The organism is Caballeronia udeis (assembly GCF_044909315.1).
Lineage (GTDB): Bacteria > Pseudomonadota > Gammaproteobacteria > Burkholderiales > Burkholderiaceae > Caballeronia > Caballeronia udeis_A.
Genome location: NZ_JBIYEB010000005.1, coordinates 229,787 through 251,720 on the forward strand (window position 1 = coordinate 229,787; position 21,934 = coordinate 251,720).

Consider the following 21,934-nt stretch of genomic DNA (forward strand, 5'->3'; position numbering starts at 1 on the left):
AAGGCAGCGGTAAAAACCAGGACATCCCGGGCAATCCGTGCCCGGAAGCCTTGATCCGACAGGCTGCCAAAGCGGTCGGTTTTCTAAAACGCAATAAGGATGGGTCGTGATAAACAGCGGGGAAGTCGACTACGTTAACGGGAAAACGTGCATTTTCGGCATCGTCGGACACCCGATCGAGCAAGTGCGCTCGCCGGAAATGATCACCGCGGAACTGGTATCGCGCGGCCTCAACGCCCTGATGGTGCCGGTGCACGTGCTGCCCGCCGATTTTGACCGGGTCATGCCAGAACTGCTGAAGCTGCAGAATTTCGACGGTTTCGTATTCACCATTCCCTTCAAAGGCGAGGCGCGCAGATTAGCGAGCCTGCTCGGCCCTCAGGCGACATTTGTCGGCGCGGTCAATGCGCTTGTACGCACGAACGAGGGGCAATGGCTCGGGGATATCTTCGACGGCCTCGGCTGCGTCGAAGCCTTCCGCCGCCGCGACATCAGTTTCGCGGGCAAGCGGGTGATGATGATCGGCGTGGGCGGTGCGGGTAGCGCAATTGCAGTGGCGGCAGGACGCGAACGCCCCGCGAGCATGAGGATCTTCGACCCCGACGCGCAACGCGCCGCGGATGTGGCTGACAAGGTCAGGCGCTGCAGTCCGTCGACGCAGGTCGAGATCGGCGAGCCCACGGTGGACGGTATGGACGTGCTGCTCAACGCGTCTCCGGTCGGAATGCTGGACGACACGCGTTTGCCCATCCAGGCGGAAACGCTGCCCCGCGACCTGATCGTGTTCGATGCCATCGTCAAACCTGAAATGACTCCTCTCCTGTCGCTGGCCAGGGAGAGCGGCTGCACGTTCATACAAGGCCGGGAAATGATGCGCGGACAAATCAGCAAGATTGTCGACTTCTTTCAAACCCGCGATTTCCGTTAAGACATTCCAACGGCACACGTGCCGCCGAGATCCTGGCGGCTTGCTTTCGTTCAATCGCAACCTGGAGTAACGATGAAATTACTACGCTATGGCCCGCAAGGCTCGGAAAAACCCGGTTTGATGGACGAGAAAGGACAGATTCGTGACCTGTCCGATGTCGTAAAAGACATCGACCCGGATTTTTTCGCGGGCGATGGCCTTCGCAAGGTCGCAGCACTCGACATCAACCAATTGCCGATCGTGCAGGGCACGCCACGCATTGGCGCATGCATCCGGCGCCCGGGAAATTTCATTGCGGTCGGCCTCAACTACGTACAACACGCGATCGAAACGAACGCTCCCATCCCGAGCGAGCCGATCCTGTTCAACAAGGCGCCGTCCTGCATCTCGGGCCCGTTCGATCCCGTCACGCTGCCGGTGGGCTCCGTCAAAAGCGACTGGGAGGTCGAGCTTGCTATCGTGATCGGGCGGGACGCGTTGTATGTCAGCGAAGAAGCCGCGCTTGATTACGTGGCCGGATATTGCGTATGCAACGACGTGTCGGAACGCGAGTCGCAGCTTGAACACGGAGGTCAATGGGTGAAGGGCAAGATGTTCCCGACCTTCGGCCCGCTGGGTCCGTGGCTGGTGACGAAAGACGAGATTGCGGATGTCCAGGAGCTCAAGCTGTGGCTCGAGCTGAACGGGAAAAAAGTTCAGGATTCCTCCACGAACGACATGATTTTCCCGATCAGGAAACTGGTTTCGTATATCAGCCGGTTCGTGGCGCTTCAGCCGGGGGATGTGATTACTACCGGCACGCCACCGGGCGTGGGACTCGGCATGCGTCCCGAGGTTTATCTCAAGGCAGGCGACACGATGAAGCTCGGCATTGAAGGGCTTGGCATGCAAGAACAAAAAGTAGTGAACTGGTCCGACACGCAAAAGTAACCCGCGGCGGCGCAGTCCTTACATGCGCCCGTGCGCCGTTCTTCCGGCGCTTAGGCCATGTCATGCATCGGGTGAACCGGTAAATATCATACGCATCAGCTTTTAATTCATGAGTGGAGCAACGAGGTTCGGGCAAACCAGGTCCCGACCCGATCGCCCCGGAGTTTTGCTGGCAGCCTTTAAAAATCTCACAACATATATAACGGAGACGCACGCGATGAACGAGATTCCGGCAAGTCAACCCACGCCGCCCCGCATCCGGCGCAGCCAGACCATTGCGCTGTCGCTGTTGATGATCAGCGGCGTCATCAACTATCTGGATCGCGGCACCCTGGCTGTCGCGAACGAGTCCATTCGTGCCGACCTCGGCCTGTCGCTCGGACAGATGGGGATCCTGCTGTCAGCGTTTTCGTGGAGTTACGCGCTCTGCCAACTGCCCGTCGGCGCGCTGGTCGACCGGGTGGGCCCGCGCTGGCTCCTGGGCATTGGCTTGATCGTCTGGTCGCTTGCGCAGGCAGCGGGTGGACTCGCTTCAACGTTCGGCTATTTCGTGGTCACGCGCATCGTGCTCGGCATTGGTGAAGCGCCGCAGTTCCCCTCCGCGGCGCGCGTGGTCAGCAACTGGTTTCCTTTGCGTTCGCGTGGCACGCCCACGGGCATCTTCAATGCGGCGTCGCCGCTGGGCATTGCGCTCGCGCCGCTGTGCCTGTCCCTTCTGATCGCATCCACAAGCTGGCACTGGGCCTTCATCGTGACCGGCGGGGCGGGCTTGATTGTCTCGATCGTCTGGCTCCTGGTCTATCGCGATCCGGCCAGGTCGCGGATGACGGACGCCGAGCGTCAGTATCTCGATGCGGACGCGGATCGGGAAGCGCCTGCCAAGGCAGCCGGAAAACTCACGTTCGCGGACTGGCGCGCGCTGTTTTCCTACGGCACCACGTGGGGCATGTTGATCGGTTTCTTCGGCTCCGTGTATCTCAACTGGGTCTATCTGACCTGGCTGCCGGGCTACTTGCGCACGGCGCGGCACATGAGCCTGGAGCGCAGCGGCATGGCCGCGGCCGTGCCGTTCTTCTGCGGGTTTATTAGCGCCCTGCTGGCGGGCTGGCTGTCCGACCTGATTACCCGGCGCAGCAGGTCAGCGGTGGCGGGCCGTCGCAACGCGGTCGTGATCACCATGCTCGGCATGGTCGCTTTCACCATTCCCGCAGCGCTCGCCGAGAGCAATACGGTCGCCCTCGTCTGCATATCGATCGTGATCTTCCTGGCGAACGCCGCGTCGGCCTGCTCGTGGTCCCTCGTTACCGCGGCGGCGCCCGCCAGCCGCGTGGGTTCACTGGGTGCAATCCAGAACTTCGGCGGTTTCCTGGGTGGCGCGCTGGCGCCTGTTGCAACCGGGTACATCGCCCAGGCTTTCTCGTTCGTGCCCGCCTTGCTGACCGGCGCCGGCATCGCACTCGTTGGCGCACTGGCGTACCTTGTACTGGTTCGCGAGCCGATACCCGAGCGCGAACCCAAATCCGCAGCACTGCATCTACCCGCCTGACGCGTTACGCCAGAGACAATCGCGTGCGCCGGGCCTGACCTTGAAGACAGATAGAGAGAAAAGATATGAATGCCGCAATCAATTCAGCCACATCGATAGAAGGGATTGTCCCGGTGATGTTGACTCCGTTCGACGAAGCCGGCGCCATTGACTACGACGGGCTCGAACGCCTGATCGAGTGGTATCTGGCTCACGGCTCGGACGCGCTGTTCGCGGTCGCTCAGTCGAGCGAAATGCAATTCCTGAGTCTGGCGGAGCGAGCCTCGCTGGCCCGTTTTGTTGTCGATAAAGTCGCGGGACGCGTGCCGGTCGTTGCATCCGGCCACATCAGCGACGACCTTGACGCGCAGGTCGAGGAACTCACCGCCGCTGCCGAGTCCGGCGCACAAGGCGTGGTGCTGGTGACAAACCATCTCGATCCGAAGCGCGAAGGCACCGCCACGTTTCTCGCCAATCTCGATCGGCTGCTCAAGCGCCTGCCAACGGACGTGCCGCTCGGCTTCTATGAGTGTCCGGCGCCGTACCGCCGTTTGTTGTCCGATGACGAACTGAAGGCCTGCATAGACACCGGCCGTTTCGTGATGCTGAAAGACGTAAGCTGCGATCTTGATACCGTCAAGCGGCGCGTCGCCCTCGCAAAGGGCTCGCCGCTAAAGATCCTGAACGCCAACGCCGCAATTGCATGGGATGCCATGAAAGCAGGCTCTGCGGGCTTCAATGGCGTCTTCACCAACTTCCATCCCGATCTTTATCAGTGGCTGCGTACTCAAAGCGATGCCGATCCGGCGCTGGCCGAAGAATTGTCGACGTTCCTTGTCGTCACGGCAGTGTCCGAAGCACTCGGCTATCCGGCACTCGCGAAGATGTACCACCAGCGCATTGGCACCTTCAGCTCCATTCGTTGCCGCGTGATCGACTACGACGTGCGCGAACGGTTCTGGGCGCTGGACGCGGTGCTCGACAAGATCGTGGCCGGTACCGAGCATTTCCGTGCGCGCATTGCGGCGCTGTGATGCAGCCTGTCGCTTGACCTGAAAGACACTCACAACACCGCTTGCAGGCGGTTTTATAAAAAACGGTAACGGAGAAGACGAAATGAAAAGGCGTAGTCAATATATCGGTATCCTAAGTGTTGCCGGTGCTTCATGCATCGCAAGCTCCGCCTTTGCGCAGAGCAGCGTCACGCTGTATGGGATCGTGGATACCGGCCTGGTGTATGCGAACAACCAGGCGTCGCTTGGCTCGACCAGCGGTGGTCACTCGGTAACCAAACTTGCATCGGGCATCTGGGCGGGCAGCCGCTTCGGCCTGAAGGGCGCGGAGGACCTTGGAGGCGGCACCAAGGCCATCTTTCAGTTGGAATCGGGCTTTAACCTCGACAACGGCGCCCAGCAATATACGAACGCGGAGTTCGGCCGGCAGGCGTATGTAGGTATTACGAACCCCACCTACGGTACGTTCACGGCCGGCCGCCAGTACACGTCCTACTATGCGCTGCTCTCGCCGTATAGTCCGACCACCTGGCTTACCGGCTACTTCGGCGCACATCCCGGCGATATAGACTCGCTGGACACGGACTTCCGTGAAAACAACTCGCTCGTCTATACATCGCCAACATTTTACGGCCTGACCATGAGCGGTTCGTATTCCGTGGGCGGCGTGGCCGGCAGCTTCAACGCGGGCTCGACCTGGAGTCTGGCATTGCAATACATCAACGGACCGTTCGGTATTGCGGCAGGCCTGCAGCGCATCAACAATTCCACGCCCGGCGGAGGCGCGTGGGGCACGGACTCGACGACGAACTCGGGCGGCCAATCGGGCGTGTCCGCCCTGACCAACGGCTATCAAACCGCAGCCGCGCAGCAACGCGTGGCTGTAACGGGCGGTTATGCATTCACGCCCGCGCTCGATATATCGGTGACATATTCGAACGTCCAGTACGTGCCGGGGATCAATTCAAAGTTTACCGACGAGGCGGTCTTCAATACCTTTGGCACCGTGCTTCACTATCGCGCCGCACCCGCGGTCGATCTCGCGGCAGGATATAGCTATACGCGCGCAACGAAGGCAAACGGCATAAACAGTGCGGCTCAATACCACCAGTTCAATCTGTCCGAGGCCTACAACCTGTCGAAGCGCACGACGCTGTACGCGCTGCAGGCATTCCAGGTAGCGCATGGCAAAACGCTGGGCACGGCCGGAGCGGGCAACATCATCGACGCAACGGCAACGCTTGGCGACGGCTTCCAGAGCACGCCGTCGTCATCGGCCAGACAGTTTGCTGCCGGCGTCGGTATCGTTCACCGGTTCTGACCGGGCAATGGGCCGGGCCGCGCCCGGAGGTCGGATCCCGGACCTCCGGGCAGCCAGATTGCACGGTTACGGCTTGAGCGCTGCTTGCAACGCAACCAGGAACCGCAGGTAGGCGGTGGCGCCCGGGTCCGCGTGCCCGACGCTGCGCTCCTGCACCCACGCCGCGCGCCCCTTTTGCGATTGCAATCCGGCGGTCGCATCGACTTGCTCCTGAGCCGTTGCAATCATCGCAGCAAGTATTTCGACGGCCGTGCCGCTCGACGACTCCAGTACGTCAAGGCTTGGGATCAGTGCATCGAGAACCGTCTTGTCGCCGACCTTGCTCTTGCCGCGTTCGGCGATCCGCCCCGCCACCGCGCGCCCGATTTCCAGCGCTTCAGTCTTTCCAACCAACGTCTTGCCAGTCATCACCTTCGATGCCGCCAGCAAACCTCCTCCCGTCAACGCCGCGAACGTAGAGGGATTGGCGGTGGAAAATGCCTTGCCGGCGTTGAGCAAAATATCAGCCACAGTCGCGCCTTCCGGCAGCGCATCCAGCGCCTTGATGACCGCGGCAGAACCCGCCGCCACCGTGATGCCCAGGTCCCCGTCACCCAGCGCGGCATCAAGGTCGCGTAGTTCATCGGCATGCGCCGGCAGTGCGCTCAGGCTGCGCGCCAGCACGTCCCGGAGTTCCTTGCAAGTAACGCTCATCGCATGTTCTCCTGACTAATCCCGGGAATGGTCATTCACGGAAGAACGGCGAACGGGCGGGTGCTGCCAGCAATGTCTCTAGTTCGCCATCAACGTGCATCACCGTGATTGACGCCCCGGCCATTTCCAGGCTCGTCACATACTCGCCCACATACGATCGCGCGATAGTCAGCCCCTGGTCCGCAAGCATGCCGGCCGCCCGCCGATACAACACATAAAGCTCTTCCAGCGGCGTCGCGCCCAACCCGTTCACGAGGATGGCGACACGCGAGCCCGCCGGCAACGCGAGATCGCGCAGGATCGCGCCGGTGAGCCGGTCGGCAATTTGATCGGCCGTCTCCAGCTTGCCGCGATGCGACCCGGGCTCGCCATGAATGCCGATACCAATCTCCATTTCGCCGTCGGGCAGCGTGAACGTGGGCTTGCCGGCAGCGGGCAAGATAGTGGGCGACAACCCGACGCCCATCGTGCGGCTCCGGCTATTCGCCTTGCCCGCGATGCGCGCGACTTCGTCCAGCGAATCGCCGCGCTCCGCCGCCGCGCCCGCGCACTTGAACGCGAACACCATGCCGGCCACGCCACGCCTGTCCGCACTTCGTTCCGCGGGTGCAGACGCCACGTCGTCGGTGAGGACCACCGTTTTGATGTCGATGCCTTCCAGTTCCGCCATGTCGGCTGCAAGGTCGAAGTTGAAGACATCGCCACCGTAGTTGCCATACACATACAGCACGCCCGCGCCGCCGTTCACAGCCTTGGTCGCCTCGAAGATCTGCTCGGACGACGGCGATGAAAACACATTGCCAACCGCTACGCCGCCGCACAAACCCTCGCCCACGTACCCCAGGAAGCCAGGCATATGCCCGGAGCCGCCCCCGGTCACAATGCCGACACGGCCTTGCCCGGGCGCATCCGCACGCACCAGCGCGCGGCGGTCCGCGGTCGCGGCCTTGATCCATCCGGGGTGCGCCAGCAGCAAGGCGTCGATCACCTCATCGACAAAATTCTCAGGCTGATTGATGATTTTTTTCATGGGTGTTGTCTCCTTGAAGCGCGGTTTTGTCCGGTTCGTTCCGCGATGATTTCATCTGACCGCGCGGGGTTCCAGCCGTCATTCCTGACGGCCCGGGTTCAGAGCTTGCGCCGCTGGCTGACTGCGTCGAGCAGCACGGCGGCGAAGATCACGCCGCCCTGGATGAATTGCGTCCAGAACGGGTTCACGCCAAGCAGCGACAAGCCAACATTGATTACGCCAATCAACACCACGCCAATGAAGGTGCCGACAATCGAACCCCGGCCTCCGGCGAGCGACGTGCCGCCGATCACAATCCCGGCAATCACCTGCAGTTCAAGGCCATTTGCAGCCGACGGCAGCGCCGAGTTGAGCCGCCCCGCGAGCACAATGCCGGCCACCGCGGCGGTCGCTCCAGCGAGCGTGTAGGTGAGGAAGATCACGCGGTTCACGGGGATGCCGGCAAGCCGCGCCGCTTCCTTGTTGCCGCCGACCGCGAACACCTGGTGCCCGAAGGTGGTCTTGCGCAGCAGCACGTGACCGATGACGAACACCACCAGCATCACGATCATGGGTGCAGGCAAACCGCCCAGCGTCTTGGCGCCGAATGCGGTGAACGCGTTCGGGAAATCGAACTTGGTCCGGCCATCGGAAATGGCGAGCGTGAGTCCGCGTGTCATCGCCATCATCGCCAGCGTCACAATGAACGGCACCAGCCTGAGCCACGCGACCGACAAACCGTTCAGCGCGCCGACCAGGGCGCCCACCGCCAGCGCCACACTCAATCCCGCGATACCGAGCGCCACGTTGCCGGGGTTCGAACCCGCCATGACGGTCGCCGCGACCATGCCACTCAGCGCGACCAGCGAGCCAACCGAGAGGTCGATGCCCGACGTGATGATCACGAAGGTGCCGCCGACCGCCGCGATGCCCACCACGGACACTTGCACCATGATGTTGGTGAGCGTGCTGGTGGTGAGAAATTCGGGCGATGCAATCGACAAGCCGATGCAGATCAGGATCAGCGCGGCCAGCAACGGCCCGAGGCCCGTTCGCAATTGCCGGATGATGCGGCGGGAGAGCGCTTCCGGATCCGCCTGGTTCGCTGCCGTGGAAGTCATGCTCCTACTCCTGTTGTAGCCCACTGGATAACCGTTTCCGAATCTGCCTGGTCGCGGGGAATCTCGGTGACAATCGTGCCCCGGTACATCACGAGGACCCGGTCCGACATGCCCAGCAGTTCCGGCAATTCCGAACTGACCATGATGACGGCGGCGCCTGCGCGCGCCATCGACACCATATGCGCATAGATCTCGGTCTTCGCGCCCACGTCGATACCGCGCGTGGGTTCGTCCAGCATGATCACCGCCGGCTGCGTAGCTGTCGCGCGGCCGAGAATGACTTTCTGCTGATTGCCGCCGGACAGGTTGCCGGTGATCTGCATGACCGACGACGCGCGTACACCAAAACGCGCGCTCGCTTGCTGCGCGAGCTTGCGCTTTTTCGTGTTGCTGACGAAGCCGCCTGTAGCCAGCGCAAGCAAGCTGGACAGCGCGACGTTTTCTTCGATGCTGGCATCGAGTACGAGTCCTTCGAGCTTGCGATCCTCGGACGTGTACACGAGCCCGTTGCGAACACCTTCCGCAGGCGATCCGATAGAAACCTTCCGGCCACGAATCAGCACTTCGCCGTCGCTTAGCGGAAGTGCGCCGAAGATCGCCTTCAGCAACTCGGTGCGCCCTGCGCCCGCAATGCCCGCCACCCCCACGATCTCGCCGGCGCGTACGCTGAAGCTGGCGTTACGCAATACGGGCGGGCTCGCAAGATTGCGGACCTCCAGCATGACCGGACCATAGTCGCGCGGCTCCCACGGGTAGAACGAATCCAGGTTGCGCGCGACCATGGCCTGCACCAGATCCTGCTCGGTCCATTGCGACATCGGGCGCGCACCGACGGTCGCGCCATCGCGCATGACAACGGCCGAATCCGCGAGCTCGAACACCTCTTCAAGATGATGCGAGATAAAGATGATGCCCATGCCGGCTGCACGCAAACGCCGGACCACGGCATAGAGATTGGCGATGTCCTCGCGCTGCAGCGCTGCAGTGGGTTCATCCATGACGAGAATGCGTGCGTCGCGTGCCAGTGCCTTTGCCACCTCCACAAGCTGGCGCTTGTTGAGCGGCAGGTCGCCCAGGCTCATGGAGGGCGAGACACTGTCGAGACCCACCTGCGCGAGCGCTGTGCGGGCCATCTCGTTGGCCCGTTTGCGCAACACCAGGCCGCTGCGCGACGGCATGCGGCCGAGAAACAGGTTCTCCGCCACCGTCATGTCGTTGACCAGTGAAAGCTCCTGATAGATCACCGCCACGCCGGCGTCGATCGCCGCATGCGTACCGCGTGCGAGCGGCCGGCCATTGATCTCGATCGTGCCTTCATCCGGCTCGTAGGCGCCTGAAAGCGTCTTGATCAACGACGACTTTCCCGCACCGTTCTCGCCAACAATAGCCATCACGTGACCTGCCTGCAATTCGAGGCTGACACCGCGAAGGGCCTTGACGCCGGGGAAGCTCTTGACAATGCCGTCCATGCGCAACAGCGGCGGCGGAGCAGGCGTGCTGCCCGCGTTGGCCGCCGCGTGGCGCGTGTGGCGTGCGTCAGCGGCACTTGCTTCGGAACCCCTCTCACTGTTCATGTTCGGGTCTCACTGAATATCAGATGCGCATTCACATGCGAGCGCGCTCCCGTGACGCGAGAGAGCGCATGGGCTGCTTTACTGACTGACCTGTTCGGACCAGAGCCCGTACTTCCTGGTCTCATCCGAATCAATGTTGCTCTTGTCGACGAGCAAGGTCGGCCATGCATAGTTCGCCGGAACCGGCTTCTTCGCGCTGTAATCCGCAATGAAACTCAGCGCCTTCGCCGACATTTCGATCGGGTTCTGTGAAATGGTGGCGTCCTGCTTGCCCGCGCGAATGGCGGAAAGCGCTTGCGCCGTACCATCTGCGCCAATGATCATGATGTGGTCCTTGTCACCGAGCGGCTTGTAACGCCCGGCGTTGTCGATCGCCTTCTCCGCACCCACGGTATTGTCGTCGTTTGCGCCGAACACTGCATCGATCTGCGGGTACTTCTGCAGGATGTTCGTCATAGCGTTAAGCGACTTCTCCTGGTCGAACGCACCTTCCTGGCGGGCGACCACCTTGATGTCCGGATACTTGGCGATTTCATCGCTGAAACCCTTTTCGCGGTCGGTCGCCGCCGTGGTGCCGACCAGTCCGATCAGGTCGACCACGTTGCCTTTCGCGGAACCGTAGCGCTTCGTCAACTGGTCGGCAATCCACTTCGCCCCGGTTGCGCCGAGCGCGACGTTATCCGACGCCACGAAGGACGTCACCTTGCCGCCGTCCGAGCCACGGTCCAGCGTAAACACGGGAATCCCCATGGCGTTGGCTTTCTCGACAGCAGGGATGATCGCTTTCGAATCGATCGGATTGAGCACCAGTGCCGTGACACCCTGGCTTAGCAGGTTGATGGCGTCATTCACCTGTTGCTGAGCGTCGCCATTGGCGTTGGTCTGGACAAGCTCGAAGCCTTGCGCCTTGGCGCCCTTCTCGACCCCGGATTTCAAGCCGACGAAAAACGCGTTGTTCAGCGTGGAAACCGAAAAGCCGACCTTGACCTTGCCGCCGCCCGCGTCGGCTGCCGCTGCCGGTGCCGCGCTTGCCGCAGCGCTCGCGCCTGCATCGGTCGATGCCGTTGTCGATGTCTCGCTCTTCGAGCAGCCGTTTAGCGCGGCCGCCGCGCAAAACACCAACGCTCCCGTCGATGCGCCGACCTTCGACCATCTGTCGAACCTTTCTGAATTCCAGGCCATAACCGTCTCCGTTGTGTAAGTTTTAAAAGCAGGTTGAAATCCCTTGCATCTTCTTTCACTTCGATCGACAAGCTTCTGGCTCAAGCGATAAAGCCAGAACTCAACGGTAGACAGTCGAGTCAAATACAGCCTATCGTGGTCGAATGCTATCCTCGCGATTCACGGTACGCTATCCCCAAAATCGAAAGGACCCGTTGCAAAATTGGAGCACGTCCAGGCGGGTCCATCGGGTGAAACCTCGCTCCAGTCGCTACCGTAATATCGTTTCCATCAAGCCTTCCTGCGCAAACCATACCCCTTGAATTTCTCGATGACCTCGTTGATTGCCGCATCGGACAAGACCGGTGGCGTTCCGAGCTGGCAAGCAAGCAGATACTGCTGCGCGAGAACCTCCACTTCATTGGCCAGCCACAATGCGCGAGCAAGATCATGGCCAATGGCAATCACACCGTGATGCGCAAGCAGACATGCCGTGCGATCTTTCAAAGCATTGATGGCGTGCACGGACAACGTCTGACTGCCGAAGGTCGCATACGGTGCGCAGCGTATGGAATTACCGCCCGCTACCGCCACCATGTAGTGATGCGCAGGAATGTCCCTGCCATGAATAGCCAGCGCGGTAGCCGCATTCGAATGGGTATGCACCACTGCGTTGATCTCGGGCCGCGAACACAGGATGTCGCGATGAAACCGCCATTCCGTCGACGGCCGGCTTTGCTCGAACACCGCCGCGTCCTCACTCACATCAAGCGGCAACCAGACAATGTCCTGCGTGTTCAACTCCGCATATGGGACGCCGCTCGGCGTGATCAGCAGACCATCGCGCCACCGCGCGCTGATGTTGCCGGAGGTTCCCTGATTGATACCGAGACGCTCCATCTCGAGGGCGGTCTCGATCACCTCCTGCCGCAGTGCGGTCTCAGCGTCCGGCTTGCTGTTCACAACGCACCTCCATCCGATGAAAACAGTGCTGCGAAGTTTTTATCGAAGGGCTGTTCGACAATCCCCCGCTCGGTAATAAAGCCGGTGACCAGATCATGAGGGGTGACATCGAAGGCCGGGTTGCGCACCTTGATATCCGCGGGCGCCGTGGGCTGGCCTGCCAGATGCGTCACCTCATGGTCTTGCCGCTCCTCAATCACGATGTCCGCGCCGTTGGCGGTCAACAGGTCGAGCGTTGACGACGGGCATGCGACGTAGAACGGTATGCCGAAATGGCGTGCGGCAATGGCGACACTCAGCGTGCCAATCTTGTTGGCGAAGTCACCGTTGGCCGCGACCCGGTCCGTGCCGACTATCACCAGGTTTATCAAGCCCTGCGACATGATGGAAGCCGCCATGCTGTCGGTGATCAGCGTCACGTCAACGCCGGCTCGCTGCAACTCAAAAGCCGTCAGGCGCGAACCCTGCAGCAAGGGGCGCGTTTCGTCGGCGAAAACACGGAACGACAAGCCCTGCTGATGAGCCATGTAGATGGGTGCGGTCGCCGTCCCTATACCCGTTGTCGCCAACGCGCCCGCATTGCAATGGGTCAGTACGCCGCAACCGGGCGTGATCAGCGACACGCCATGCGCGCCGATCCCTGCGCAAAGCGCCTGATCCTCGGCGTGAATCTTCATGGCCTCCGCGACCAACACGTCGTACACAGCAGCGGGCTCCCGGATCGTCGAGCGTTGCGCAGCGTTCAACATGCGCTTGAGGCTCCAACTGAGGTTCACGGCCGTCGGCCGCGCCGAATCCAGGAAGCGGGCCTGCTGCGTCAACTGCGCCTGAAAAGCCTGCATAGGGAGATGCCGCAGCGGCTGCATGGCCACACATAAACCATAGGCCGCCGCGACGCCGATCGCCGGCGCGCCACGCACGCGCAACTCGTGAATCCAGCGCCAAACCTCTTCTGCGTCGCTGACTCGCTCAACCGCGATAAGCTGCGGTAATTGCGTCTGGTCCAGAAGATACAAACCCTCCTCCTGCCAGGCAAGCGTCGCGGGAAGGGCTTCTATAGGCGCCTGCAAAACCATGAGTTCTCCAGATTGAATGACGTTACGCTGATTCGAGGTTCCGCCACGACGCTCGTCGATTTGATCGGCACGCGTTGAGAGTTGCGGATTCACACTCAGTCCTCTCTCCGGGCGTGGACGGTTCTTGCGTGAGCCACGACCTGCCCGATGTTGTCGAACTGCTGGCGCTGCACAAGCAAGGCTTCGGCGAACCGCAGACAACGCACCTCAATGGTTGCGCGTGCGGCTTCGTCGGGAATGCTCGTGATCTCCGCGACCTTCGCCATTCCCACAATCCGGCGGATCATCTTGCAGCCGGCAAAACCGAGTGTGTCCGCAAAAAGCCGCCGCATGAAATGGGTTCTAAAAGCTTCCGAGCAAGCTTCGCCAGGATCATCGCCAATGAAGTGCTGCTTGCTGCGGCTCTCATGATCCCGCCAGAGGTTCACGAACTTGTCAGCGAATCCGTTCCAGATCAGGGCGGCCTGCTCAAGCAGCCATTGCTGGTACTGCCCGGGGTTCCCACCACCCACGTGGCCGTGCCAGTCGCGGGAGAAATACGCCAGCCACAGGTTAGCCAGGATCGCGCCGACATCGAAACCCATTGGACCGTAGAACGCGAACTCCGGGTCTATCACGAAGGTCTCGTCCTGATTGATCATGATCGATCCGGTATGCAGGTCGCCATGCAGCAAACTCTCCGCATGGTTCATGAATGCCCATTTCATTTCCGCGACAGCAATGCGCAGCGCGGTTGATGTTCTAAGCCGTTCTATAGCGGACCGGGGCAAGGCCGGGTTATAGATGTTCGAAGGATGATCCTCGAACGGATACGTAAAAACGAGGTCCTCCGTGATCTTGCAGAGCTCGCTATTGACCGCCGCGCTGACCGCCTCCTTCTTCACATGCGGCGCGAGAAACAGGTCCGAACAGAAGAACAGCGTATGCGCCAGATAGGTGGAAAGATGATCGCCGAGCTTTGGATAAACGGTCCCTTCCATCAAGCCTTGCCGCAGGATCTTGTGGGACGACAAACGCTGCATGACCATCAGGAACAGTTCGCTGTCCGCGTGATAAACCTCGGGCACGTGTTGCGGACATAACGCACCGAAGCGGCGCAACGCTGCCACCTCATGCTCCATGCGCTGCCGCGTCAGCGGCCAGCTCGTTCCGACCAGACGCAGGAACGGCGGCGCTTGTTTGACAACAACGCTTTTCTCCGGCGCCCTGGCGTTACTCACGAAATAAACAAAATTCAGATTGCCGTCGCCGACTTCGACTACGTCCAGCTCATGGGTATCGCCGAGCAAGTCACGCACCGCCGGAACACCGCTGAGGTAAGCCGTCAACTCAGCAGAATTCAACGCTTCGAATTCCATCGATTCCTCCTTCACAGACTGCCTCAGCACAGTGGTGCTGCGGTGGTCCTTCAGTAGTCTTTCAGTGACGCTTGCGCACCAGGTCGAACTTGAAGATGCTGGAGTTGTAGTAGTCGTTGCCGTAACAAATGGGTTTGCCGGTATCGTCGAAATCCACTTCATCCAGCAGCAGGAACAGACCGACCCCTTCCCGTAACTCGGGCAAATCCCTCGATGTCAGGATCGCCGGTTGAATCGAACTATGGGTATGCGACAGGCGAAGCCCGGTGCGTTCGAACATGGCGAACAGGGACTCGCCTAGATTGCCATCGGCTCTGTCGTACAGGGCTTTCGGCACGATGTCGATGCAATACGCTGCAATGGCGTCGTCGGCCCACCGCACCCGCTCAATCCGCACACACGGGTCACCTACCTGCAACGCCAGTTTTTGCGCCAGGCTCTCCGACGCGGCAATCGGCTTTATCTGCAAACGGCTGGTCGATGGAACCGCGCCGACGCTCTTGATCATGTCGGTTACAGACATCAGATCATCCAAGCCGCCTTCCAGCTTCAATGACACTTGTCTGATGAATGTGCCGCGACCTTGTATGCGCGTTAGAAGCCCGTGCGAAATCATCTGCGCCACGGCCTCCCGCAGACTGGAACGCCCCACGCCAAGCTGCTCGCATAGCTCTGGTTCAGTGGGGATTTGATCGCCCGGCTTCAACGCCCTTTCCCGAATCATGCTGCGCAGGGATTCCTGGATTTTCTCGCTCATCGATCGCTCTACACTAAGGCGCATGGCTGGTTCTTTTGCGTTGTCTTGGTGCAAGATACATCAGACGTCTGATGTTTTCTTCAGGATTTACCCTGATTTTTCAGCGAGTTTCAGGGGTGACGTCGAGAGGGGACGAACGAGTAGAGGGGTCCGTCACGGACCCATCCGTTGGCAGGAAGGGGATGACTTATGATTGGCGTATTCAACAATCAAGCGACGGACTTAAGATCAATGACCGAAACCGATATCAATGCCGACAGCAATCCCGACGACGAGACGTTTGCTCATTCCGATTTTCGAATCGGGACAGAGTTCTACACCGAAGCTGGGCTTTGGCGTTGCACCGATATCGGCACGCGTACCATCGTCGCGGTGAAGATCAAGGATGGCTATCCGTCCCCCGAACATCACCCTCCGTTTTCCGACGCGGTCGAGATGGTGTTTGACGAGTACGACTTCGACGGCTTGTATCGCCGCCCGATGAAGGATTGAATCCGCAATCGCTCCCCGCCGCCACGAACGTCACGCCAATGCCCTCTTCCATCAGCAACTCGCTCGTCTGGATCTTCGAAGCATTCGAGCGCGATTCAACCTATCTCACCAAGCGGATGTTCGGCTCCGACGCCGCTTATGTCGACGGCCTGTTGTGTCTGGTTGCCGCCGACCGCGACCCGCCGTGGAGCGGCTTGCTGGTGTGCACATCGCAAGAGCGCCACACCGCGCTCATAGATGAAATGCCCGCTTTGCAGCCGCACCCGGTGCTTGGAAAATGGCTTTACATATCGCAAGACGATCCGGCGTTCGAAACCGTTGCGCAAAGGTTGGCCACGCTCGTGCTCGCGCGCGATCCGCGTGTGGGTGTCGAGCCGAAACCCCGCAAACGTGCCCGGAAATCCACGCTCCCAGGGAGCTGAAAGTCCCGCTGCCGGGCCCTATGCCTAAGCGGGCTGATTCGCGCGCCTAAGCTCAGATCGACTTGACCTCGCCTCCGTCCATTCGAATGGCGGAACCTGTCATCCATCGGGCCGCCGGCGAAACCAGGAACGCCATCAGTTCCGCAATGTCTTCAGGCTCGCCGTAACGTGTAATGCCGACCTCGAGCGGGAACCTGGCGGTCGCTTCTTCGACCGTCATGTTGTGCAGCGGCGCCCAGTGCTCGAGATAAGAGCGCCGGCGCCCTGTCATCACGGGTCCGGGCAACACGCTGTTCACCTGAACGCCGTCTGTGATCCCCTGATCGGAAAACGCCTTCGCGAGCGCAATGATCGCCGCGTTGATCGTCCCGACTGCCGCGTACGGCGCTTTCGGAAAGAGTGCGGAGTTCCCCGAGATCAGGACAACCGAGCCTTTGGAAGCCTTCAAGGCGGGCCAGGCTTCAATGGTCAGGCGACGGGCTCCGTGCAACTTCAGCGCCATGCCTGCATCCCACTGCTCGTCCGTCATCTCGAGCAGGTCGACTTGAGGAACAGCGCCCGCGATATTGAGCAACGCGTCAACACGCCCGAACCTGGTGAGTGTTTGTTCCACCACCCTTTTCGCCGACGGCCGGTCGGACAGGTCCAGGTCAATGACCAGCGGTTCCGCGCCAGCCTTCTTGACGGCTGCAGCGGTCTCCTCGAGCTTGGCGCGATTGCGCGCAACGAGGACGATCGAATCAAAATCCCGCGCAAGGCGTACTGCTGTGGAAAAACCGATGCCCTGGCTCGCTCCTGTAACAACAGCGACTGCTTCTGACATGTCAATTCCCCTGAGTTGATGAACGTATCGGCGTTCGGTCTTGAACGACCACCATTTTTGCGTTCGCCAGAGTGGCTTTCATGACTCGATGCGCTTCGCCAATCTTCACGATGACAATTGCACGCGCCGCAGCACTCTGTGGATCGCATGACCCGCGACAGGTGTGGCCCAACCTGCCGGGGGAGCCCCGTTCATCGAGAGAGAAATTCGCCGATAGCCGCGGCGATCTCGCCGGCATGTGTTTCGAGGGCGAAGTGGCCGGTATCGAAGAAGCGGATCTCGGCGTCGGGAATGTCCCGCTTGAACGCCTCCGCGCCCGGTGGAAGGAAGAACGGGTCATGCTTCCCCCATACCGCCAGCAAGCGCGGCTTGTGCGTGCGGAAGTAGTCCTGGAACGTTGGGTAGAGCGCTACGTTGCTCTTGTAGTCGCCGAACAAGTCGAGCTGAACCTCATCGGCCCCGGCGCGCGTCAGGTAGAAGTTGTCCAGCGCGGTGCCGTCGGGCGAGACCGCGGCCTCGTCGGGCACGCCATGGGTGTACTGCCAGCGTGTCGCCTCCGGCGCCAGGAAACCGCGAAGCGCCTGGCGATTCTCCTCGGACGGGTCTTGCCAATACGCACGGATCGGGTTCCACCCGTCGCTCAGGCCTTCCTCGTAGGCGTTGCCGTTCTGCGAAATGATTGCGGTGATGCGCTCGGGATGCCTGGCCGCAATCCGCAAGCCGGTCGGCGCACCGTAGTCGAACACATAGACCGCAAAACGGTCGAATCCGACCACTTCCGTAAAGCGATCAATGACGCCTGCAATGTTGTCGAAGTTGTACTTGAACTGCTCGCGAGGCGGCATGTCCGACAGTCCGAATCCGGGCAGATCCGGCGCGATGATATGGAAACGATCGGCCAGCAGCGGGATCAGGTCCCGGAACATGTGGCTGGAACTGGGGAAGCCATGAAGCAACAGCAGTTTGGGCGCTCCCGCGGTCCCTGCTTCACGATAGAAGACCTTGAAGCCGTCGACATCCGCGGTACGGTACGTAATACCAGTCATGGTGAATCTCCTCGTTGAGACCTGCAGTTGCGCCAGCAACCCTTCGCCATACAGCAATGGCGTAAGAACACCGGCGTCAAACTCGTGGGATGAACAACTCTCGCGAAACCTGTCGAGAGGACGAAACTCGTGGTCTATCAGTCGCGCACTTCTCGCACGGCCTGAAGAATCAGATCAACAACCCGATCGGGCGCCGTGACACTGGGTGTGTGGTCTACCGGATGCACGCTTACCTGCGCCTTCATGCGTTCCGACATGAAGCGCTGGGTTTCAGCGACGATCATGTGATCCTGCTCCGCCAGCAAATACCAGCTCGGCACGTCCTTCCAAAGCGGGCGCCCTACCGGAACGCTGATACAGGCCGGTGAGATCGGGCGCTGGACGGCGGCCAATACCGCCAACTCCTGCGCCGATGCGTTTTGAGCAAACGCCGCACCAAACGCCTCCTGGGGCAACCAGATCAAGCCATGCTGATCAGGACCGAGCTTTGGCGCCTTGGGGTGCGGCTCGTTTTGATAGAACACATCGGCTACCGTTTCCCCCTCGTCGGGAGCGAGCGCGGCGACGTACACCAGCGCCTTGATCCTGGGGTTGCGCACGGCGCCGATGACTGCCCCGGCGTACGCGTGCCCCACCAGTACGACAGGCCCGTCAACCCTTTCCAGGGTCCGGTCGACTGCAGCAATGTCGTCGGTCAATGTGGTTAAAGGCACGGGGACAGTAACCGTACTAATAGCTTTTGTCTGGAGTCCATTTATGACTTTGCTCCAACTTGACCCGTCAGCCCAGGCTCCGGGAACGAGTACCACTTTCACATCGCTTTCGGCCATTTTTTCTCTCCTGTTGCAGGGAAACACGATCTGGACGTTCGCTCTTCCGCAGCAAGCAAACAGTCAGTCTCAGTAACCTTCTTAATGCATGTGAGAAGGTTATTCGATGATGTGGTAACCTGTCAACAGTATTTGAGCAGGTTATTTTCATCCACCTTGAGGTAGCCAATGTCCCAGCAATTTCCTGCGATGTTCATAGCCGATGCGGCTGGCCTGGATTTTTTGAATTCGGTGGCTACACCTGTCGATCTCCCGATCGACTGGATCGACGATGGCGAGGGCCTGCTGGCCTGGCTCGAGCAGTCGCAACTGGTGCCCGCGGACGTGCTGCGCACGATGCGCGAGCGCGCAATGCCAGGAGAGTTCGATCGCCTGGCGGACCAGGCGCGCAGTCTGCGTGAATGGTTCAGGGCGTTCGTCCGGGAACGCAAAGGCCGTCCGCTCGGGTCTGCGGACCTGCAAGCGCTGGAGCCTTTAAACCTGCTGCTCGCCCGTGATGAAGCCTTTGGGAAAATCGTCGCTCACGAACACGGGGCGGCGGGCGCCCTCACGTTTGAACGCTCACGGCGCTGGAGTTCGCCAGAGTCCCTGCTTCTGCCGATCGGGGAAGTCATGGCGAAGCTTGTTTGCGAAGAGGACTTCACACACGTTAAGGCATGCGAAGGACCGACCTGCACGCTGCTGTTCGCCGATCACACCCGGGGGCATGCGCGGCGCTGGTGCAGCATGGCGGCGTGTGGAAACCGGGCGAAGCAGGCGGCGCATCGGAACCGGATCAAGGGACAAAGTTGAAATTGTCCGCCGAGATTTCAGCGCGGTTTCGACATGGTTGATCGTGGAGTATTCCGAAACTGCGAAGAACTCCGGCGGTGTGGTCGATTGGCTCGGTTCGCCTAAATACGCTGCGGGAGCGCCATTGCGAAAAAGTCAGTCGCGCGGCGTACGCGTGCAGGTGCAAACCGGCGTTTTGGCCAGATGACGCTTACGTCCCTGACCTCGGTTATAAATTCTTCGAGAATGGTAATCACGTCCGGATGCCGGAGTTCATCGGCAAGAGAGACCTTCGCAAACAGGCCAATTCCAACACCGGCCAGAACACCCGCCCGAATCGCTTCCACACTGTTGGACGAAAGATTGCCGCGAACAGGCACGCTGAATCGGCCTTCCGGCCCGACAAACGGCCAATTCACCGACTCCATCAGGCCGCCATATAAAAGGCAATTGTGATCAACGAGTTCGGCGGGCGTCCTTGGTATTCCGTATTGCTCGAAGTAGCGACGGGATCCGACGCATACCAGTGGAGTGCCGGCGACGCGCCTGACAACCGCGTCAGGTTCGTTGACGGGGCCCACCCGAATCGCCAGATCAATCCGGTCCTCCACCATATCTCGCACGAAGTCCGAAAGAACAAGATCTACCTGGAGGCCGGGATTGAGTGACAGGAGGTCGGGTATCAGCGGAAGAACGTGAAGGCGGCCGAAAGTAGAAGACGTGGCGATCCTGATCAGACCCGAGACATTGAGCGTGCTGCTTTTCAGTTCACCGTCGGCTTCATCCATCTCGTCAACAAGCGGTTTGGTCCGATCGTAGTATCTCTGCCCCTGATCTGTCAGGGTCACGCTGCGCGTGCTGCGGTTGAACAGCATCACGCCAAGGCGCCTCTCCAGCGCGCCGACGGCCTTGCTGACCGCGGACTGAGATTCGCCGGTTCTACGCGCCGCGGCGGAAAAACCACCCGCCTCAACGACGGCAATAAAGGCGTTCAATTCCTGAAACCGGTCCATTGCATCTCCCCATCTGACCTATTCTCTTGAAGAATAGATCTTATGGGAAATTCATGGATTGTCACTAGTGGCGACGGCAATTACCATGAACCTGTCACTCACGAACAGGCAGAAGGTTTCAATGTCCACTCTCACAGGCAAGATCGCCGTCATTAGCGGCGCAACGTCCGGCATCGGTCTGGCGATCGCGCAACGCTTTGTCGCCGAAGGCGCTCACGTCTTTATCTTCGGCCGTCGGCAGGCACAGCTCGACGCGGCCGCCAAACTGATCGGACGCAACGTCACCGCTATCCAGGCTGACGCCGCGGACCTCGATGATCTCGACCGTGTCGCTGCGGCGGTCAGGGTCGAAAAGGGTGTGGTCGACATCATCGTGTCGAACGCGGGCTTTACGGAGCAGGCTTCGATCGACACCCTCACGCCTGAGCATTTCGACAAGGCATTCAACCTCATGGCCCGCGGCCCCGTCTTCCTCGTGCAGAAGCTGCTGCCGCTGATGTCCGGTGGCGGATCGATCGTCCTGGTCTCGTCGGCCATGCACGTCATGGGCATTCCGGGCCACACCGCCTACGCGGCGACCAAGGCGGCGTTGCGCTCCTATGCCCGCACCTGGGCTGCGGAATTCAAGGATCGCGGCATTCGCGTCAACATGCTCAGCCCTGGCGTAACCGATACCCCGATTCTCGACGCTCAATCGAAGACCCGCGAGGATCTGGTGAGCATGTACCAGGGCATGGTCCCGCTCGGTCGACTCGCTCGGGCTGAGGAGATAGCCAGCGCGGCACTCTTCCTCGCGTCCGGCCAGAGTTCCTACGTGACGGGAGCGGATCTGATGGCCGATGGCGGTATCGGCCAGGTCTGAAGCCCGAAGGTTGCCGACAAGATCTTGCGATACACAAGGAGAGTTTCAATGAGCTGCGCAATCATCGGGCTTGGCAAGATCGGGAAGGCCATTGCCTAGGCGTTCGCCCGCCAGGGGATCGAAGTAGCGGTAGCAGGCAGGCGGCCGCTGGACGCGCTCGCGCGGAGGGAGCGACCGTCGTGATGGTTGACCGGCGCGAAGGCGAGGTCCGTAGAGCGCAGCTTATGCGCTCTACGAGGCCGGCCA

At 60.7% G+C, this 21,934-nt stretch carries 22 protein-coding genes; 9 read left to right on the top strand and 13 right to left on the bottom strand.

Features of this window, described 5'->3' with window-relative positions; genetic code table 11:
• Positions 1–106: 106 nt before the first annotated feature.
• The 5 genes from ABH944_RS10590 to ABH944_RS10610 all read left to right on the top strand — a co-directional run bounded on the left by ABH944_RS10590 (position 107) and on the right by ABH944_RS10610 (position 5,717).
• Complete coding sequence (locus ABH944_RS10590; RefSeq protein ID WP_404606788.1) at positions 107–928, top strand: shikimate dehydrogenase family protein; 822 nt, start codon at positions 107–109, stop codon at positions 926–928.
• Positions 929–1,000: 72 nt separating this feature from the next.
• Positions 1,001–1,858, top strand: a complete 858-nt coding sequence (locus ABH944_RS10595) for a fumarylacetoacetate hydrolase family protein (RefSeq protein WP_404606790.1) — start codon at positions 1,001–1,003, stop codon at positions 1,856–1,858.
• 217 nt (positions 1,859–2,075) lie between these two features.
• Positions 2,076–3,404, top strand: coding sequence for an MFS transporter (locus ABH944_RS10600; protein WP_404606791.1), 1,329 nt, complete (start codon positions 2,076–2,078; stop codon positions 3,402–3,404).
• A gap of 65 nt (positions 3,405–3,469) precedes the next feature.
• A complete protein-coding gene (locus tag ABH944_RS10605) occupies positions 3,470–4,417 on the top strand; it encodes a dihydrodipicolinate synthase family protein (protein ID WP_404606793.1) in 948 nt (315 codons plus the stop codon).
• An 82-nt stretch (positions 4,418–4,499) separates the two neighbouring features.
• Positions 4,500–5,717 carry a porin gene (locus tag ABH944_RS10610; RefSeq protein ID WP_404606795.1) on the top strand — a complete coding sequence of 406 codons (1,218 nt, stop codon included), beginning with the start codon at positions 4,500–4,502 and terminating at the stop codon, positions 5,715–5,717.
• 66 nt (positions 5,718–5,783) lie between these two features.
• Here ABH944_RS10610 and ABH944_RS10615 read toward each other — a convergent pair whose 3' ends face one another.
• From ABH944_RS10615 to ABH944_RS10655, 9 genes are all read right to left on the bottom strand, one after another.
• Entirely contained in the window at positions 5,784–6,410 is a 627-nt protein-coding gene (locus ABH944_RS10615; RefSeq protein WP_404606797.1) for a DAK2 domain-containing protein, read from the bottom strand.
• 31 nt (positions 6,411–6,441) lie between these two features.
• Positions 6,442–7,440 carry a dihydroxyacetone kinase subunit DhaK gene (locus tag ABH944_RS10620; RefSeq protein ID WP_404606799.1) on the bottom strand — a complete coding sequence of 333 codons (999 nt, stop codon included), beginning with the start codon at positions 7,438–7,440 and terminating at the stop codon, positions 6,442–6,444.
• A 98-nt stretch (positions 7,441–7,538) separates the two neighbouring features.
• Entirely contained in the window at positions 7,539–8,540 is a 1,002-nt protein-coding gene (locus ABH944_RS10625) for an ABC transporter permease (protein ID WP_404606800.1), read from the bottom strand.
• Positions 8,537–10,114: a sugar ABC transporter ATP-binding protein gene (locus ABH944_RS10630; protein WP_404606802.1), complete on the bottom strand. Its 1,578-nt coding sequence runs from the start codon at positions 10,112–10,114 to the stop codon at positions 8,537–8,539. Before ABH944_RS10630 ends, ABH944_RS10625 begins: the two co-directional genes overlap by 4 nt.
• Before the next feature lie 78 nt (positions 10,115–10,192).
• The gene (locus ABH944_RS10635; RefSeq protein ID WP_404606803.1) at positions 10,193–11,296 is read right to left on the bottom strand and encodes a sugar ABC transporter substrate-binding protein; all 1,104 of its coding nucleotides are present in this window, start codon (positions 11,294–11,296) and stop codon (positions 10,193–10,195) included.
• Between the two features lie 270 nt (positions 11,297–11,566).
• On the bottom strand, positions 11,567–12,238 hold the full coding sequence (locus ABH944_RS10640; protein ID WP_404606805.1) for an L-fuculose-phosphate aldolase: 672 nt from the start codon (positions 12,236–12,238) through the stop codon (positions 11,567–11,569).
• Positions 12,235–13,314 (bottom strand): S-methyl-5-thioribose-1-phosphate isomerase, encoded by a 1,080-nt coding sequence (gene mtnA, locus ABH944_RS10645; protein ID WP_404606807.1) that lies wholly within the window; start codon positions 13,312–13,314, stop codon positions 12,235–12,237. Before mtnA ends, ABH944_RS10640 begins: the two co-directional genes overlap by 4 nt.
• 95 nt (positions 13,315–13,409) lie before the next feature.
• A complete protein-coding gene (gene mtnK, locus ABH944_RS10650; RefSeq protein ID WP_404606809.1) occupies positions 13,410–14,672 on the bottom strand; it encodes an S-methyl-5-thioribose kinase in 1,263 nt (420 codons plus the stop codon).
• Positions 14,673–14,733: 61 nt separating this feature from the next.
• Entirely contained in the window at positions 14,734–15,483 is a 750-nt protein-coding gene (locus ABH944_RS10655) for a GntR family transcriptional regulator (protein ID WP_404606810.1), read from the bottom strand.
• A gap of 135 nt (positions 15,484–15,618) precedes the next feature.
• Here ABH944_RS10655 and ABH944_RS10660 point away from each other — a divergent pair, with 135 nt between their 5' ends.
• Entirely contained in the window at positions 15,619–15,921 is a 303-nt protein-coding gene (locus ABH944_RS10660; RefSeq protein WP_404606811.1) for a hypothetical protein, read from the top strand.
• 38 nt (positions 15,922–15,959) lie between these two features.
• Positions 15,960–16,343 (top strand): hypothetical protein, encoded by a 384-nt coding sequence (locus ABH944_RS10665; RefSeq protein ID WP_404606959.1) that lies wholly within the window; start codon positions 15,960–15,962, stop codon positions 16,341–16,343.
• Positions 16,344–16,395: 52 nt separating this feature from the next.
• On the opposite strand, the gene ABH944_RS10670 is transcribed toward ABH944_RS10665, so the two are convergent.
• From ABH944_RS10670 to ABH944_RS10680, 3 genes are all read right to left on the bottom strand, one after another.
• Entirely contained in the window at positions 16,396–17,166 is a 771-nt protein-coding gene (locus ABH944_RS10670; RefSeq protein ID WP_404606813.1) for an SDR family oxidoreductase, read from the bottom strand.
• Between the two features lie 191 nt (positions 17,167–17,357).
• Positions 17,358–18,212 carry an alpha/beta fold hydrolase gene (locus ABH944_RS10675; protein WP_404606815.1) on the bottom strand — a complete coding sequence of 285 codons (855 nt, stop codon included), beginning with the start codon at positions 18,210–18,212 and terminating at the stop codon, positions 17,358–17,360.
• 137 nt (positions 18,213–18,349) lie between these two features.
• Positions 18,350–19,042, bottom strand: a complete 693-nt coding sequence (locus ABH944_RS10680; RefSeq protein WP_404606816.1) for an alpha/beta fold hydrolase — start codon at positions 19,040–19,042, stop codon at positions 18,350–18,352.
• 168 nt (positions 19,043–19,210) lie between these two features.
• On the opposite strand from ABH944_RS10680, the gene ABH944_RS10685 reads away from it, so the two are divergent.
• Complete coding sequence (locus tag ABH944_RS10685; protein ID WP_404606817.1) at positions 19,211–19,834, top strand: CGNR zinc finger domain-containing protein; 624 nt, start codon at positions 19,211–19,213, stop codon at positions 19,832–19,834.
• Positions 19,835–19,935: 101 nt separating this feature from the next.
• Here ABH944_RS10685 and ABH944_RS10690 read toward each other — a convergent pair whose 3' ends face one another.
• A complete protein-coding gene (locus ABH944_RS10690; RefSeq protein ID WP_404606819.1) occupies positions 19,936–20,826 on the bottom strand; it encodes a LysR family transcriptional regulator in 891 nt (296 codons plus the stop codon).
• 121 nt (positions 20,827–20,947) lie between these two features.
• On the opposite strand from ABH944_RS10690, the gene ABH944_RS10695 reads away from it, so the two are divergent.
• Positions 20,948–21,688, top strand: a complete 741-nt coding sequence (locus tag ABH944_RS10695) for an SDR family NAD(P)-dependent oxidoreductase (protein ID WP_404606820.1) — start codon at positions 20,948–20,950, stop codon at positions 21,686–21,688.
• The last annotated feature ends 246 nt before the right edge of the window (positions 21,689–21,934 follow it).